Genomic DNA, 17,124 nt, shown 5'->3' with positions numbered 1-17,124 from the left:
CGGTGGGAAAAGTCATTGCCATTGCCAATCAGAAAGGGGGCGTGGGGAAAACCACAACCTGTATTAATTTGGCAGCCTCCATGGCTGCAACTAAGCGCAATGTTTTGGTAATCGACCTGGATCCTCAAGGAAATGCCACTATGGCCAGTGGCATTGATAAGTACCAAGTGCCTAATACCGCTTATGAATTATTAGTCGATGAAGTTCCTATCGAGCAAGTGGTGGAGCGTGAAACTAGTGGCGGCTATCACCTGATTGCCGGCAATGGCGATGTCACCGCTGCTGAAATTAAGTTAATGGAAGTCTTTGCGCGAGAAACCCGCTTACGCAGTGCCCTAGCTTCGGTACGGGATGAATACGACTACATTTTTATAGACTGCCCTCCTTCTCTTAATTTGTTAACCGTTAATGCCATGTCGGCGGCGGACTCTGTATTAGTGCCGATGCAGTGTGAGTACTTTGCACTTGAAGGCCTTACCGCTTTGGTGGATACCATAAGTAAATTGGCCGCCGTGGTGAATGCCGACTTAAAAATCGAAGGTATATTAAGAACGATGTACGATCATCGTAATCGGTTATCTAATGAGGTGTCCGATCAGCTTAAATCTTATTTTGGTGATAAGGTCTATCGCACTGTGATACCGCGTAATGTGCGCTTAGCCGAGGCTCCCAGCTTTGGTAAGCCAGCTATGTATTATGATAAGTCCTCTTTAGGTGCCAAAGCCTATCTCGCACTGGCTGGGGAAATCTTACGCCGAGAGGAATTGGCAACAGACTCTCATCTATCATCGGAAACATCAGCATGAATATGAAACGACGGGGCTTAGGTAAAGGACTTGATGCTTTACTGAGTACCAGTTCGGCCGCTAATCTGCGTCAACAACAGGCCGATACTCACTCACAACCAGACGCCAGTGGTGATTTAAAATCTTTGGCGCTCAATGAACTACAGCCTGGTAAATATCAGCCACGCCGTGATATGTCTCAGGTAGCGCTTGAGGAATTAGCCACTTCAATTCAACAGCAAGGGGTTATTCAGCCCATTGTGGTACGCCCATTGTCTGAGGGTGGTTATGAGATATTAGCCGGTGAGCGCCGCTGGCGAGCAGCACGCATTGCAGGATTAAGCCAAGTGCCCTGCCTAATTAAAGATGTTGCTGATCAAGAAGCGATGGCCATTGGTCTAATTGAAAACATTCAGCGAGAAGACTTAAATGTCATGGAAGAGGCGCGGGCTCTTTCACGACTCATTGACGAGTTTGGTTTTACGCATTTGTCGGTTGCTGAAGCTGTAGGTAAGAGCCGCAGCAGCGTGTCTAACCTCTTACGTTTGACCCAGCTCAATGACGATGTAAAACAATTAGTAGAACATGGTTCATTAGAGATGGGACACGCCCGTGCCTTATTGGCCATTACCGGTGAGCAACAAACAGAGTTAGCCCGTATTGTGGCCCAAAAAGGGTTGACGGTGCGCGCTACCGAAAAATTAGTGAAGCAGACTCTTTCACCAAAAAGTGTGCCCTTAGAAGAGCCAAGATCTTTGTTAATGAGTCAACTTGAGCAAGAGATAGGCACCAAGTTAGGTGCAAAAGTAGAAATAAAGTCGACTCAAAAAGATAAAGGCAAGCTGGTGATATCATATAACTCATTGAATGAGTTAGATAAAATAAGTCATTTTTTTGGGATTAGTGACCAAGAAGGTGAATAGTTGAGCTAGATTCTTAATGAGGTTTACCCGTAGTAAATACTCGGAAAAACCGTTGTTAACCTAAGAAAATAACAGGTTACTATAATTGCATTTACATCTGGCACGGGTATAATTTGACCTGATTTTTTGGGGCTTAACTGACAACACATGGCCAGCGAGTGATGTGTAGCCAATAGGCCCCTAACTGTATCAGGAGTTTTTGTGGAACAAATGAAGCCACACCTTAGCGACAAGCGAATGGCGCTGGTGATTTTGTCGAGACAATTACTCTTGGTAGTAGTGGTTAGCGCTTTGTTTTTTTATATGCAAGGCGAAGCTGCTGCTCGTTCCGCCCTCATTGGGGGTGGAATCTACTGGGTTCCCCAATGTCTATTTAGTATGCGAGTTCTGGCATTTAATGCTGAACAGGCTACACCCGATAGTATTTTGGCGGACTTTTACAGCGGAGCTGGGATTAAGTTTGGCAGTACTATCTTATTGTTTGTGATAGTGCTCAAGTTTATGGAAGTGCAAGTTGTGCCTCTATTTACTACTTACGCCCTCGCATTGCTGATGCAGTGGATTTTTTCGTTCACTCTCAACAACCGTTACTAGGAAAACACATGGCTGCAACAGGAGATGTCTTAACTTCCCAGGATTATATCTCACACCACCTGACACATTTACAGGTTGGTTCGGGATTCTGGACGTTAAATATCGATTCTTTGCTTGTTTCCGTTGTCCTGGGAATGCTGTTCTTGTGGTTATTCCATAAAGTTGCCACTCGTGCAACCAGTGGTGTACCCGGCAAGTTGCAATGTGCCGTTGAGTTGTTATTCGGCTTTATAGACCATTCAGTTAAAGACGTTTTTCATGCAAAAAGCAAGTTAATTGCCCCTTTGGCGTTAACTATCTTTGTGTGGGTGTTCTTAATGAACTTGATGGACCTATTACCGGTCGACTTAATACCTTATGGCGCACAATTGCTAGGTGTTCCTTACCTGAGGGTTGTTCCTTCCGCCGATGTTAACATCACCATGTCAATGGCGTTTGGTGTGTTCTTTTTGATTATTTACTTCAGTATCAAAGAGAAAGGCGTGTCTGGCTTTGTTAAAGAGCTAACACTACAACCACTGAACCATTGGTCCATGATCCCTGTTAACTTGGTGCTTGAGACTGTATCACTGGTCGCAAAGCCTATTTCTCTAGGTTTACGACTGTTTGGTAACATGTATGCAGGTGAGATGATCTTCATCTTGATTGCAGGCCTGTTGCCGTGGTGGTCTCAATGGGCCCTTAATGTGCCTTGGGCGATTTTCCATATTTTGATAATCACCTTGCAGGCTTTTATCTTCATGATTTTGTCCGTTGTTTACTTATCAATGGCAGCTGAAGAACATTAATAACAAAAGATAACAATACTTTAACAAGCAGTCGTTTAAACCGCTAAATAATTGGAGAATAAAATGGAAATGCAACTGAACATGGAAATCGTCTACATCGCTGCCGCTGTGATGTTAGGTTTTGCCGCAATTGCCGCCTCTATCGGTATTTCTATGCTGGGTGGTAAGTTTATGGAAAGTGCTGCTCGCCAGCCTGACATGTTGCCAGCTCTGCGTACTAACTTCTTTATCGTAGTTGGTCTGGTTGATGCTATTCCTATGATTACTGTTGGTATGGCTCTGTATCTGATTTTCGCCGTTTAATGCCACGGTTTATCAATCAGTCTGTCAACTATTTTAAAGGAGAGTTGCGATGAATATGAACGCAACAATCCTCGGTCAAACGGTCGCCTTTATTGTCTTCGTTTGGTTTTGTATGAAGTTTGTATGGCCCCCAATTATGGGTGCCATTGATGCTCGCCAGAAAGAAATCGCCGATGGTTTATCGTCAGCGGAACGTGCTAAGAAAGATTTAGCACTGGCGCAAAATCATGCAACCGAACAGCTGAAAGAAGCCAAGCTTGAGTCTGCTCAAATTGTTGAGTTGGCTAATAAGCGTAAGGCCCAGATCGTCGAGGATGCTACACGCGAAGCGCAAGCTGAACGTGAAAAAATTCTGGCACAGGCCCAGGCTGAAGTTGAAGCCGAACGCAATCGTGTCAAAGAGGAACTGCGTAAGCAGGTTGCTACTCTTGCCCTAGTGGGTGCAGAGAAGATCCTTGAGCGTCAGATTGATGCCGCTGCTAACAGCGACATTGTAGAGAAAGTAGTAGCTGAACTGTAAGGGATATAGAGCTATGGATATGATTACCATTGCTCGCCCCTATGCCAAAGCAGCTTTCGATTTTGCCGTTGAGAAAAAAGCGGTTGATGAATGGTTAACTATGTTGGGCTTTGCTGCAGAAGTAACGCAAAACCCGCAAATAGATGATCTGATCAACAGCAATCTGAACGCGGAAAAGATGGCCGATATGTTTTTGGCTATCTGTGGCGAACAGCTCAATGAGCAAGGCCAGAACCTGATAAAGGCGATGGCCGTAAACGGACGCTTGAGTGCGTTGCCAGCAGTGGTTCAAGAATTTGCCGTTATGAAGGCTGAATTGGATCGAGTAGTAGAAGCCGATGTGGTGTCTGCAACTAAACTGACTAAGCAACAAATGGCCAAGATTCAAGCCTCACTACAAAAGCGTCTAGATCGCAAAGTGAAGCTGAATTGCAGTGTCAATAAAAAGCTAATGGCTGGCATTATTATTACTGCCGGTGATTTAGTTATTGACGGAAGTGTTCGGGGCAGGCTGTCCCGCTTGGCTGAAACGCTGCAATCTTGATTGGGGAATAGAGCATGCAACTGAATTCAACTGAAATTGCCGAGCTGATAAAACAGCGTATTGAGCAATTCAACGTTGTCAGTGAAGCACGAAATGAAGGTACTATCGTCTCTGTAAGTGACGGTATTATCCGTGTTCACGGCCTTGCTGATATCATGCAAGGTGAAATGATTGAACTGCCAGGCGGAAGCTACGCCTTGGCATTAAACTTAGAGCGCGACTCTGTTGGTGCCGTGGTTATGGGTCCGTATGCGGATCTGGCCGAGGGCATGAAAGTACGCTCAACAGGTCGTATCCTGGAGGTGCCAGTAGGCCGTAGTCTATTGGGTCGTGTGGTTAACACCTTGGGTGAGCCTATCGATGGTAAAGGTAGCATTGATGCCGATACTACCTCTCCAGTAGAAGTTATTGCACCAGGTGTAATCGACCGTCAATCGGTTGATGAGCCGCTGCAAACTGGTTATAAAGCCGTTGATGCCATGATCCCTGTTGGTCGTGGTCAGCGTGAGTTGATTATCGGTGACCGTCAGGTAGGTAAAACTGCACTGGCTGTTGACGCTATCATCAACCAAAAAGATTCAGGCGTTAAGTGTGTGTACGTGGCGATTGGCCAAAAAGCGTCCACCATTTCTAACGTTGTACGTAAGCTTGAAGAGCATGGCGCTCTAGAAAACACCATTGTAGTTGTAGCTTCGGCTTCAGAGTCTGCTGCACTGCAGTACTTAGCACCTTACTCAGGTTGCGCTATGGGTGAGTTCTTCCGTGACCGTGGCGAAGATGCACTGATTGTATACGATGACTTGTCTAAGCAAGCCGTTGCTTACCGTCAAATCTCTTTGCTGTTACGTCGTCCGCCAGGTCGTGAAGCTTACCCAGGTGACGTTTTCTACTTGCACTCCCGTTTGCTAGAGCGTGCCTCTCGCGTATCGGCTGACTATGTAGAAAAGTTCACTAACGGTGAAGTGAAAGGCAAAACCGGTTCTTTAACCGCGCTGCCAATCATTGAAACTCAAGCTGGTGACGTATCTGCGTTTGTACCAACTAACGTGATTTCTATCACTGATGGTCAGATTTTCTTGACCACTGAACTGTTCAACTCAGGCATTCGTCCAGCAGTTGATCCGGGTATTTCTGTTTCCCGTGTTGGTGGTGCTGCACAAACTAAGCTAATCAAGAAAGTGTCGGGTGGTATTCGTACTGCTTTGGCTCAGTACCGTGAATTAGCCGCCTTTGCTCAGTTCTCTTCAGACCTAGATGCTGCTACTCGTAAGCAGTTGGATCACGGTCAGAAAGTAACCGAGTTAATGAAGCAACCACAATATCGTCCTATGTCTGTTGCAGAACAGGGCTTGGTATTGTTTGCTGCTGAAAACGGTTATTTGGACGATGTTGAGCTGCAAAGCATCACTACGTTCGAAGCTGCCTTGCTCGCTTATGCCAGTTCAGAACATGCTGCCACTATGGCAGAGATCAACGAGAAAGCCGACTACAACAAAGATGTTGTAGCTCAGCTGACTGCGTTGCTGGATAGCTTTAAAGCTACTCAGTCCTGGTAACCATGTGGCAGCGTTTGCTGCCACCTGAATTGGAGAAGCGACATGGCCGGCGCAAAAGAAATACGTAGCAAGATCGGGAGTGTTAAAAACACTCAAAAGATCACCAGCGCTATGGAGATGGTGGCCGCCTCGAAGATGCGCAGAGCGCAAGAACGAATGGACCACAGCCGACCATACGCTGAAACCATACGCAAGGTGATCGGTAACGTCGCGCAAGGGAACTTGGAATACAAGCACCCCTACATGGAAGACCGTGAGGTTAAGCGCGTTGGGTTTATTATTATCTCAACCGATAGAGGCCTGTGTGGTGGCTTGAACACTAACCTGTTCAAACAAGCACTCACCGACATGAAAGCATGGTCAGACCAAGGCGTAGATATTGATTTAGGCCTAATTGGTAGCAAAGCGGTCAGCTTTTTTAAGCGCTATGGCGGCAAAGTTATCGCTCAAAAAAGCGGCTTGGGTGATAATCCCTCGCTAGCAGAGTTGATAGGCTCAGTTACCGTGATGCTTGAGGCATATAATACGGGTGAGATAGATAAACTGTACTTGGTGTACAACAAGTATGAAAACACCATGGTACAGGCACCCACGATCGATCAACTGTTACCCTTACCCGCAGCGGAAGAACACGTTGCCACCCACAGCTGGGATTACCTCTATGAGCCTGATCCTAAGTCTTTATTAGACAAGCTGTTGGTACGCTTTGTGGAAGCACAGGTGTATCAAGGTGTGGTAGAAAACCTCGCCAGTGAGCAGGCTGCACGTATGGTGGCAATGAAGGCCGCCACCGACAATGCCGGTGACATGATAGACGAATTGCAATTGGTGTATAACAAAGCCCGTCAGGCAGCGATTACCCAAGAGCTAAGTGAGATTGTGGCAGGGGCCGGTGCCGTATAAGGCAAGGGTATTCAAAGGTTTAGAGGATTCGACATGAGTAAGGGTATCATAGTCCAAATCATCGGTGCCGTAGTAGACGTAGAGTTCCCGCAAGATGCGGTTCCTCGCGTATACGAAGCACTGAAGATTACGACTGAAGGCCAAGGCCAGGGCTTAGTCCTGGAAGTGCAGCAGCAAGTTGGCGGTGGCATAGTTCGCTGTATCGTTATGGGTTCTTCCGACGGCTTGCGCCGTGGTTTAGAAATCGAGCGCACCAATGATCCAATTAAAGTACCGGTTGGTACTCAAACACTGGGTCGTATTATGGACGTGCTGGGTAACCCCATTGATGAAAAAGGTCCTATCGGTGAAGAAGACCGTTGGTCAATCCACCGTGCAGCACCTAGCTACGAAGAGCAGTCAAATAGCTCTGAGTTGTTAGAAACCGGCATCAAGGTTATTGACCTTGTTTGTCCGTTTGCTAAAGGTGGTAAGGTTGGTCTGTTCGGTGGTGCCGGTGTTGGTAAAACCGTAAACATGATGGAGCTTATCCGTAACATCGCTATCGAACACAGTGGTTATTCTGTATTCGCTGGTGTGGGTGAGCGTACTCGTGAAGGTAACGACTTCTATCACGAAATGACTGACTCTAACGTTATCGATAAAGTATCGTTAGTTTACGGCCAAATGAACGAGCCACCAGGAAACCGTTTACGTGTAGCACTAACCGGCTTAACCATGGCGGAAAAATTCCGTGATGAAGGTCGTGACGTACTCTTCTTCGTAGATAACATCTATCGTTATACCTTGGCGGGTACTGAAGTATCTGCACTGCTGGGCCGTATGCCATCTGCAGTAGGTTATCAGCCAACACTGGCTGAAGAGATGGGTGTTCTGCAAGAGCGTATTACCTCAACTAAGACGGGTTCTATTACGTCAGTACAAGCGGTATACGTACCTGCGGATGACTTAACGGATCCATCACCAGCAACCACGTTTGCTCACTTAGATGCAACCGTAGTACTGAGCCGTCAAATTGCTGCTTTGGGTATCTATCCAGCGGTTGATCCACTGGATTCAACCAGCCGTCAGCTAGACCCTCAAGTGGTAGGTGAAGAGCACTACACAGTGGCACGTGGCGTACAAACTGTACTGCAGCGTTATAAAGAACTAAAAGACATCATCGCCATCTTAGGTATGGATGAGTTGTCTGAAGATGATAAGCAAACAGTATCTCGCGCACGTAAAATCGAGCGTTACTTATCTCAGCCGTTCTTTGTGGCCGAAGTATTTACCGGTGCACCAGGTAAGTATGTATCACTGAAAGACACCATTAGTGGTTTTAAAGGTATCTTAGACGGTGATTACGACTCGCTGCCAGAGCAGGCGTTCTACATGGTTGGTTCTATCGACGAAGCTGTCGAGAAAGCCAAGAAACTGTAAGCCGCGAAGGAGAACCTGATGAGCAATTTTCGCTTTCATCTCGATATTGTCAGTGCTGAGGAAGGTTTATTCTCTGGCATTGTACAAGCGGTGACTGTTTCCGGCTCTGAGGGTGAATTGGGGATCCGTTACGGACATGCCCCCTTGTTGACATCGATTCGTCCAGGCTTAGTGCAATATGTTACTGAGTCTGGTCAACAAGAAGTTCTGTATATTTCTGGTGGTATGCTAGAAGTGCAGAGCAGCAGTGTCAAAGTACTAGCCGACACCGCTATTCGCGCCGAAGATCTGGATAAAGCCAAGGCGGAAGAAGCCAAAAAAGCGGCAGAAGCCAAGTTGCATGATTCCTCTAAGGATGTGGATTATGCAGAAGCCTCTGCTGATTTGGCCCGAGCTGTGGCGCAGCTGCGTGTGTTGCAGTTGCTAAAAAGATAAGGTGCTATCATTTGCGCCTAAAAAAGCGACCCTAGGGTCGCTTTTTTTTTATAATTTAGTATAGGCTAAAGTGTGAAGTGTAAAGGGCGCAGAGGGAGACACTACTGATAAGCCTTCCCTTTTACTCTTCACCCTTAACGCCTCACATAAAATATTAACGGGAAAAATAATGACAATACAGGCTGTTATCTTGGCAGCGGGTAAAGGCACCCGCATGCGCTCTGCTTTACCTAAAGTGCTGCACCCGGTCGCCCATCGTCCTATGGTTAGCCATGTGATTGCTGCAGCAAAAGACTGTGCTGTTGATGGTATTCATCTGGTGTATGGCCATGGGGCTGAGCAGCTTAAAGCCCGCATTACTGACGCCGACTTAAATTGGGTACACCAAGCTGAACAATTGGGTACGGGTCATGCGGTTGCAGTGGCGCTGCCTGAGATTAATGATGCCGATGATGTATTAGTGCTTTACGGTGATACGCCCTTATTACAACCCGACACCCTTAAAGCATTACTCGCAGCCAAACCTGCGGGTGGTGTTGGGTTATTAACGGTAAAGCTTGATAACCCCAATGGTTATGGCCGTATAGTGCGGGAAAATGGCAAAGTAGTTGGCATTGTCGAGCAAAAAGATGCCGATGCCGAACAACTGTTAATTAACGAAGTTAACACCGGCGTGTTAGTGGCTGAGGCTGGGCTATTAAAGCGCTGGCTGAGTGCGTTAAATAATAATAACGCCCAGGGTGAATATTATCTTACCGATATTTTTGCCATGGCTCATAAAGACGGTTGTGATATTGCGACCGTACACCCAGCTTCTAGCGCCGAAGTAGAAGGGGCTAACGATCGCGTACAATTAGCGGGTTTAGAACGCGCTTATCAAAAAATGCAGGCTGAGCGTTTAATGCGTGAGGGCGTGACCTTGTTAGATCCGGCACGTTTTGATTTGCGCGGCATGCTTAGCGTCGGCGAAGAAGTCACCATAGATGTAAACGTGATTATTGAGGGTAAAGTGACCTTGGGTAACCGCGTGCACATTGGCGCCGGTGCCATTCTTAAAGACTGCGTGATCGGCGATGACGCCATCATCAAGCCTTACTCTATTATTGAACAAGCAGAGTTGGGACAAGCAAGCTCTGCTGGTCCCTTTGCCCGATTACGCCCGGGCGCAATATTAGGTGAAGATGCCCATGTGGGTAACTTTGTTGAAATCAAAAAGGCTCGTTTAGGCAAAGGCTCTAAGGCCGGTCATTTAAGTTATTTAGGTGATGCCGAAATTGGTGCTGGCGTGAATATTGGTGCCGGTACTATTACCTGTAACTACGATGGCGTAAATAAGTTTCAAACCATTATCGAAGACGGCGTATTCGTCGGATCCGATACTCAGCTGGTTGCCCCAGTACGCATTGGTAAAAACGCCACTTTAGGTGCGGGATCTACCGTCAGCAAAGACGTCGCCGCAGCTGAGTTGGTGATCACTCGCGTCCCTCAGCGCCATATTAAAGACTGGCCAAGACCGACTAAGATCAAGCCGTAAGCTTTACGCGGTAAGAGAAACATAAACAAACGCGGCTGTGAATTTCACAGCCGCGTTTTTAGTTTATAACGCCGTCCTTTGTAGGCTGTTTATTTTTATACCCTCATCTTGGATCTGCCACGGTTTTTCTTGATTTATAACCTTTCGATTTGCTACTATTTGGTTTCGATTCGTAACTTAAATCTTAAATGTCGAAACCTCACCTACATATCGGCAAGCTTAATACTCAACAGCGCCGTCATACCATCATCACACTGCTGCATGAGCAAGGTGAAGTCACGGTAGATAAGTTGGCTCAGCACTTTGCTACCTCTGATGTCACCATTCGCAAAGATTTAACTGCCCTAGAAAAAAGCGGCCTATTATTACGGCGTTATGGTGGAGCCGTGCCAGTGCCCAGTGAAATGGTGGCCGAGCGGGTTAGTGAGCCCGCCTCTTTACAAAAACAAGCATTAGCGAAAGCTGCCGCTGCGCGTATTCGTGATCATAACCGCATTATTATCGACAGTGGCAGCACCACAGCTGCCTTGTTGGGCGAGCTGGGTAACAAGCATGGCTTGGTTGTGATGACGAACTCATTGGCAGTAGCCAATGCCTTACGTGAACTAGAGCCTGAGCCGACGCTACTGATGACAGGCGGTACTTGGGATGCCTCTTCTGACTCTTTTCAAGGTCAAGTCGCCGAGCAAGTATTACGCTCTTACGACTTCGATCAATTATTTATTGGTGCCGACAGCTTAGATCTAGAGCGTGGCACCACTACTTTTAATGAACTGACTGGGCTGTCACGCGTGATGGCTGAGGTTGCTCGCGAAGTGGTAGTGATGGTGGAGTCAGAAAAAATTGGTCGTAAAATTCCTAACCTTGAGTTGCCATGGGAATCGATTGATACCTTAGTGACCGATAGCGGTATTAGCGCACAACAAGAGCAAGCGTTAAAGAATAAGAATATTAACTTGGTAATAACGGCTAAAGTTTAAGGAATTATATATGTGCGGAATTGTAGGGGCGGTAGCCCAGCGTGATGTAGCAGAAATTCTAGTGGAAGGGTTACGTCGTCTTGAGTATCGAGGTTACGACTCAGCAGGGGTAGCGATTGCTGAGGCACCGGGTCAGCTAGGCCGTTTACGCCGTGTAGGTAAGGTTCAGGCTTTGGCGCAAGCTCTTGATGCTCAGCCATTAAATGGCGGGACCGGTATAGCCCATACCCGTTGGGCGACCCACGGTGAGCCTTCTCAGCGTAATGCTCATCCCCATGTGTCAGGTGACATAGTAGTGGTGCATAACGGCATTATTGAAAACCATGAACAACTACGCGCTAACCTGCAAGATAAAGGCTACACCTTTAGCTCAGATACCGATACCGAAGTGATTGCTCACTTAGTGCATTATCACAGGCAGCAATGCAACTCACTGTTATCAGCATTACAAACCACGGTAAAAGAACTACAGGGGGCGTACGGTACTGTATTAATGGACGTGCGTGATCCTTCCCGCTTGGTAGTCGCACGCTCAGGCTCCCCTTTGGTGATAGGGTTAGGTCTTGGGGAGAATTTTATTGCCTCGGATCAGTTAGCGCTATTACCGGTAACTCGCCGCTTCTTATTTTTAGAAGAGGGCGATGTGGCAGAAGTAACCCGACGCGAAATTAATATTTTTGATACCCATGGGCATGCTGTGCAGCGTGAAGAATTAGAGTCTAATGTTACCCATGATGCGGGCGATAAAGGCGAGTATCGCCACCATATGTTAAAAGAAATATATGAGCAGCCTAAAGCTATCACCGATACATTAGAGGGCAGAGTCACAGATAATGCTGTTGTTGTAGAGTCATTTGGTAATGACGCTCGAAATATTTTCGAACATGTTGAACATATTCAGTTGATCGCCTGTGGCACCTCGTATCATGCCGGCATGGTAGCGCGTTATTGGTTTGAAGCCTTGGCTGGAATAGCGTGTGATATTGAAATTGCCTCAGAGTTTCGTTATCGCAAGTCGGTAGTACGGCCCAATAGTTTGCTTATTACCTTATCGCAAAGTGGCGAAACAGCCGATACTCTTGCCGCATTGCGACTGGCTAAAGAGCTGGGCTTTATGAGTAGCCTAGCCATTTGCAATGTACCAAGTTCATCTTTGGTGCGTGAGTCTGATTTGGCCTTTATGACTCGCGCTGGCGCCGAAATTGGTGTGGCATCAACTAAAGCCTTTACCACTCAGTTGGCCGGGTTATTGATGTTGGTGATTGCGCTGGGCCGCTGCCGTAATACGATGACAGCAGCCACTGAAAGCGAGTTGATTAAAGACCTGCGTGCTTTACCAGGACATATTGTTGATACGCTCGCCTTGGCAGATGATATTGAAGTATTGGCAGAAGACTTTGCCGATAAGTATCACAGTTTATTTCTTGGACGCGGTGAGCAATATCCAATAGCTATGGAAGGGGCGCTAAAGCTTAAAGAAATTTCGTATATTCATGCCGAAGCTTATGCCGCAGGTGAGCTTAAACATGGGCCATTAGCGCTAATTGACGCCGATATGCCGATTATTGTGGTGGCCCCCAATAATGACTTATTAGAAAAGCTCAAGTCTAACGTAGAAGAGGTTCGAGCCCGAGGTGGGCAGCTTTATGTGTTTGCTGATGAGCAAGCAGCTTTTAAAGGAGATGCCAGTATGCGTGTGATGCAAGTAGGCCATGTTAGCGACGCCATTGCTCCTATTGTCTATACGATACCATTACAGTTACTCTCTTATTATGTTGCCTTAATTAAAGGTACCGATGTTGATCAGCCGAGAAACCTAGCCAAATCAGTGACTGTTGAATAAAAGCAAAGCACAGCAAAAGGTTAAGATAAGGTTAGAATAGTTATTTTGCATTTTTATTGATACTACTCTGACCTTTTATCTGATACATAAGTACACCAGAAATTAAGGTAAGCAATAAAACAGTGGCTAATAATATATAGTAGATAGTGTTTTGTTGTTGCAATTTAGATGCACTCTTATCTGTCATTAGTAGTAAAGATAGCTCACTAGGCTCCCCATTAATTATCAGCGCTTGCTTACTAAAGTAATGGCCGTGCACCACCCCAATTTTTTTATTGGAAGAAAGGGCATGTTTCATTACAGCGTCACTGATTTTGGTGTTAGTTAAGGTGGGGCCAATGGGACTTTCTTTTAGTGTTAGTTGAAAGTTAGTGTTTTTTATTCCCGCACTTAATAAACCTAATAAAGACAAGTTATCATTCAGTATTAAACCACCAAATAAGCTGCCCGTTACTTGTCCTGTTTCACTCGATAGTATTGGATAGCGCTGTATCAACGCAATTAATGGTGAAGGAGAAGGGTTAAGCTCTACACTTGACCATTTATTGTAATAAGGTGTGTTAGTGATAAGGGGCTTTAAACTGTGCTCTAGTAAGTAAAGAGGAGAGTTCATATTAGTCCAATACTTATTTTGCTTTGTTAAAATAAGAAGGTCCAAATACTCACCATAATTATGATTTAACGTATTCTGCAGTTGTTCTTTTGCTGCCACTCTGTCATCTTGTAGTAATATACTTGCTAGCTCAGAGTTTTCAGTAGTACTGGATAGCAGGCTATCAAGTCCGCTTAAGTAACTGTCGAGGCGACTTTGTGAGCGATCATTGATCTCCTGTAACTGATGTTGAATACTATTACTCATTATAGTTGAAGCTTGCTGATACATGATCACCAGCAGAATCGTTATCATAAGTAACAGTAATGGCAGTAGTATATTAAGAAAGCGCTTTAATAAGTACTTTTCTTTTATACTAAGGTTTGGAGTAACGGAAAGCATAATCTTTCAAGCGCTCCAGTTTTTCGGTAGAGATATGTTTATCAACAATAACAAAGTCTCCGCTGTAAACTTGAGGAATTAATTCAGCTTTATTCTCCTGATCTAAGCGGATAGCCTCTGCTATAGCGACACCATTGTCATCATTCATGCGCATGACGGTTAAATCTAACTGTCCGTTAACAATAGCTTCAAGTTCAGCACTACCACCTCCCCATCCATTAAGAGTAATATGCTGATCTCTTTTTAATTCTTTTAATGCATCCATAGCTCCTAACGCAATATCGGTAGTGCAAGCATAAATAAGGTCAATATTTGGGTTTTTTTCTAATGTATATTTTACAGCAAGCTTTGATTTATCTCTATTTACATCAGTATAAAAAGCTTGGCGCATAACAAAGCCAGGCTGATCAGCCGTTAACTTAATAAATTCATCACCTCTTGATTCACTGATATACCCATGAGTACCATATAACATGAGATAATTGGATTTTTTATCTAGCATATGGTTAATCGCATCCGTTAACAAGCGTGTCCCTTCTCTGTGATCAAACCCTACATAAAAGAAAGGTTGTTGGTTACCCGTATTTTTTAATGGAGTCGTGACATTCATTAAGATTAACTTTGGACTGTTACGAGTAATAACCTTATCGATTAACACTCTATGTCTTAAGGAGTTGAGCGTTAAAATAAGATAGTCTAAATCACTATTTAATGCTTCTGCTAATTGTCGCTCTTGTTCTCGATAACTAGTGGAAGGGAGCGATGAGTAACTGATTAGCTGAAAGGGTAAGCCAATTTCTTGTAACCTCAGAATAAGGCTTTGCTTATTGCGTAACCAATAGTCCGAAACCTGAAGATCAGGTACTATCATACCCACCTGAATCTTTTTTTTTGTAGTTAACCCCCAAGGCTTAGCTGGCTCTCTAACTCGCTTTGAAAAAGATTCAAGTAATGATTGTTGTTGGGGGTAAGCCTTTAGGTACTCCTGAAAAGACCAATAGTTAGGTTGTGTAGCCCACGCCAAAGTTGATACTGCAGAGTACATCAGCAGAAAAGTGAGCAATAATCCTCTTGTTAGCATATAGGTATAGCCGCTAGATAATGAAGTAATAGTTACGTTATAAGATTACAATAACACCTTTCTACTTATAGTGCTTTACCATAACTAAACTCGTACAATAAAGGTGGCGCTATCACAATTACATCGCAAATATAGTGATATACTGGTCTGCTGTGTACATATTTCATTCTACTCTTTCTTGGTGAGCGGCATAATGACTGTTTTTGAAAGCCTGTTAGTACTGTTGTTGCTAGTGGCGATTAGTTCGTTTTTTTCAGTATCAGAAATCGCGCTGGCTGCGGCGCGAAAGATAAAGTTAAGGCTGCTAGCCAATGACGGTGATCCCAATGCTGAAAAGGTGCTGCTACTACAAGAGCAGCCGGGTAACTTCTTTACTGTAGTACAAATAGGTTTGAACGCAGTCGCTATACTGGGTGGGATATTAGGGGAGGCGGCATTTACGCCTTTTATTACTGAGTTGCTATATGCGGTTTTTGAGGGAGTTTGGGTAGAAAAAGCGGCTTTTTTCATGTCCTTTTTTGTGGTCACTTCGTTATTTATTTTATTTGCAGATCTTATGCCTAAGCGCTTAGCCATGATAGCACCAGAGCGAATAGCGGTGTCGGTAGTAAGGCCTATGGTCTTTTTTATCCTAGTGCTAAAGCCACTAGTGTGGTTTTTTAATGGCCTGGCTAATGTCTTTTTTCGTTTGTTTAAAGTTCCCACCCTGCGAGAAGATGAAATTACGCCAGAAGACATTATTGCCATGATGGATGCAGGGGCTCAAGCGGGGGTACTGCAAGAGAAAGAGCACCACTTGATTGAAAATGTCTTTGATATGGAGTCACGCACCGTGACCTCGGCCATGACAGGGCGAGAATGTCTTATCTATTTTAGCTTAGAAGAAAGTCAAGACAGCATTAAAGATAAGATAGCGCAACACCCCCATGCTAAGTTCTTAGTGTGTGAAGACAGCTTAGATAAAGTTGTGGGTTATGTAGACTCAAGAGACATATTAATGCAGGTATTGCACCAGCAACCTATCACCCTACAAAAGGAAGGCGTCATACGTACGCCCTTGATCATTCCAGATACTTTATCTATGTATGAAGTCTTAGAGCATTTTAAGAGTGCAGGTGAAGACTTTGCCATCATCATGAATGAATACGCGCTTGTAGTTGGCATTATTACGCTTAAAGATGTTATGAGCATTGTGATGGGGGAGCTAGTGCAATCTCAAGAAGAGCATATAGTATCGCGCGATACTAACTCTTGGTTGGTCGAAGGCTCGACGCCCTTAGAAGATGTGATGCGGGTACTGGACATTGGTTGCTTCCCAAGTGATGAGAACTACGAAACCATTGCCGGCTTTATGATGTACATGCTGCGTAAGATCCCAAAACGCACAGACTTTGTATTGCACGCAGGTTATAAATTTGAAGTGGTAGATATAGATAACTATAAAATAGACCAGCTATTAGTAACCAGAATGGGTGTTGAGCCTGCTGTAGAAGATAATATGAGTTAAAAATAAGCATCTTGATGTAGCTTTGTACACTTAATGAGTAAATCGCATTTTTTTAGTAAAAAACACTTGCGTCAAATCTCTGCTTCCCTATAATGCGCATCCACTGACACGGGGCAACACGCTCACGGTCACAAGGGTTTGCAGACAACGAAATAAAGTTTGAAACAAACGCTTGACGAACAATACGGAATGCGTAGAATACGCATCCCTGACCTGAACAAGGTCAAACGCTCTTTAACAATTTATCAAGCAAACTGTGTGGGCACTCGCAGAGCGTTGAGAACAAAAAAATATTGTTTTTCAATGTCTTGTGAAGTGCAACTAGAAATAGCAGTACATCAGTAATTCATTGAGCTAGAACTTTTAATTGAAGAGTTTGATCATGGCTCAGATTGAACGCTGGCGGCAGGCC

Annotated in this window: 17 protein-coding genes; 15 read left to right on the top strand and 2 right to left on the bottom strand. The window is 45.0% G+C overall.

The window, feature by feature from the left end; translation table 11 throughout:
* Positions 1–2: 2 nt before the first annotated feature.
* The 14 genes from J3U76_RS11705 (at position 3) to glmS (ending at position 13,130) form a co-directional block, all read left to right on the top strand.
* The gene (locus tag J3U76_RS11705) at positions 3–806 is read left to right on the top strand and encodes an AAA family ATPase (RefSeq protein ID WP_208006159.1); all 804 of its coding nucleotides are present in this window, start codon (positions 3–5) and stop codon (positions 804–806) included.
* Positions 803–1,708 (top strand): ParB/RepB/Spo0J family partition protein, encoded by a 906-nt coding sequence (locus J3U76_RS11700; RefSeq protein ID WP_208006158.1) that lies wholly within the window; start codon positions 803–805, stop codon positions 1,706–1,708. The genes J3U76_RS11705 and J3U76_RS11700 overlap by 4 nt, the downstream gene beginning before the upstream one ends.
* 210 nt (positions 1,709–1,918) lie before the next feature.
* The gene (locus J3U76_RS11695) at positions 1,919–2,302 is read left to right on the top strand and encodes an ATP synthase subunit I (protein ID WP_208006221.1); all 384 of its coding nucleotides are present in this window, start codon (positions 1,919–1,921) and stop codon (positions 2,300–2,302) included.
* Between the two features lie 8 nt (positions 2,303–2,310).
* Complete coding sequence (gene atpB / locus J3U76_RS11690; RefSeq protein WP_208006157.1) at positions 2,311–3,090, top strand: F0F1 ATP synthase subunit A; 780 nt, start codon at positions 2,311–2,313, stop codon at positions 3,088–3,090.
* A gap of 63 nt (positions 3,091–3,153) precedes the next feature.
* Positions 3,154–3,393 (top strand): F0F1 ATP synthase subunit C, encoded by a 240-nt coding sequence (gene atpE / locus J3U76_RS11685; RefSeq protein WP_208006156.1) that lies wholly within the window; start codon positions 3,154–3,156, stop codon positions 3,391–3,393.
* A 49-nt stretch (positions 3,394–3,442) separates the two neighbouring features.
* Positions 3,443–3,913: a F0F1 ATP synthase subunit B gene (gene atpF / locus J3U76_RS11680; protein WP_208006155.1), complete on the top strand. Its 471-nt coding sequence runs from the start codon at positions 3,443–3,445 to the stop codon at positions 3,911–3,913.
* A 13-nt stretch (positions 3,914–3,926) separates the two neighbouring features.
* Entirely contained in the window at positions 3,927–4,457 is a 531-nt protein-coding gene (gene atpH, locus J3U76_RS11675; RefSeq protein WP_208006154.1) for a F0F1 ATP synthase subunit delta, read from the top strand.
* 14 nt (positions 4,458–4,471) lie between these two features.
* Positions 4,472–6,013, top strand: coding sequence for a F0F1 ATP synthase subunit alpha (atpA, locus tag J3U76_RS11670; RefSeq protein WP_208006153.1), 1,542 nt, complete (start codon positions 4,472–4,474; stop codon positions 6,011–6,013).
* A 42-nt stretch (positions 6,014–6,055) separates the two neighbouring features.
* Entirely contained in the window at positions 6,056–6,916 is an 861-nt protein-coding gene (gene atpG, locus J3U76_RS11665; protein ID WP_208006152.1) for a F0F1 ATP synthase subunit gamma, read from the top strand.
* Positions 6,917–6,949: 33 nt separating this feature from the next.
* A complete protein-coding gene (gene atpD / locus J3U76_RS11660) occupies positions 6,950–8,338 on the top strand; it encodes a F0F1 ATP synthase subunit beta (RefSeq protein WP_208006151.1) in 1,389 nt (462 codons plus the stop codon).
* Positions 8,339–8,356: 18 nt separating this feature from the next.
* The gene (locus tag J3U76_RS11655) at positions 8,357–8,773 is read left to right on the top strand and encodes a F0F1 ATP synthase subunit epsilon (protein ID WP_208006150.1); all 417 of its coding nucleotides are present in this window, start codon (positions 8,357–8,359) and stop codon (positions 8,771–8,773) included.
* Positions 8,774–8,942: 169 nt separating this feature from the next.
* A complete protein-coding gene (glmU, locus tag J3U76_RS11650) occupies positions 8,943–10,307 on the top strand; it encodes a bifunctional UDP-N-acetylglucosamine diphosphorylase/glucosamine-1-phosphate N-acetyltransferase GlmU (protein WP_208006149.1) in 1,365 nt (454 codons plus the stop codon).
* A gap of 209 nt (positions 10,308–10,516) precedes the next feature.
* The gene (locus J3U76_RS11645) at positions 10,517–11,287 is read left to right on the top strand and encodes a DeoR family transcriptional regulator (protein WP_208006220.1); all 771 of its coding nucleotides are present in this window, start codon (positions 10,517–10,519) and stop codon (positions 11,285–11,287) included.
* A gap of 10 nt (positions 11,288–11,297) precedes the next feature.
* Positions 11,298–13,130, top strand: coding sequence for a glutamine--fructose-6-phosphate transaminase (isomerizing) (gene glmS / locus J3U76_RS11640; protein WP_208006148.1), 1,833 nt, complete (start codon positions 11,298–11,300; stop codon positions 13,128–13,130).
* Positions 13,131–13,170: 40 nt separating this feature from the next.
* Here glmS and J3U76_RS11635 read toward each other — a convergent pair whose 3' ends face one another.
* A complete protein-coding gene (locus J3U76_RS11635; protein ID WP_208006147.1) occupies positions 13,171–13,989 on the bottom strand; it encodes a LuxQ periplasmic sensor domain-containing protein in 819 nt (272 codons plus the stop codon).
* Positions 13,990–14,098: 109 nt separating this feature from the next.
* A complete protein-coding gene (locus J3U76_RS11630; protein ID WP_243454231.1) occupies positions 14,099–15,187 on the bottom strand; it encodes a substrate-binding domain-containing protein in 1,089 nt (362 codons plus the stop codon).
* 211 nt (positions 15,188–15,398) lie between these two features.
* On the opposite strand from J3U76_RS11630, the gene paeA reads away from it, so the two are divergent.
* A complete protein-coding gene (gene paeA / locus J3U76_RS11625) occupies positions 15,399–16,712 on the top strand; it encodes a polyamine export protein PaeA (RefSeq protein WP_208006146.1) in 1,314 nt (437 codons plus the stop codon).
* The last annotated feature ends 412 nt before the right edge of the window (positions 16,713–17,124 follow it).

The organism is Oceanisphaera pacifica (assembly GCF_017498065.1).
Taxonomy (GTDB): domain Bacteria; phylum Pseudomonadota; class Gammaproteobacteria; order Enterobacterales; family Aeromonadaceae; genus Oceanimonas; species Oceanimonas pacifica.
This window is presented reverse-complemented; position numbering and strand designations above follow the sequence as displayed.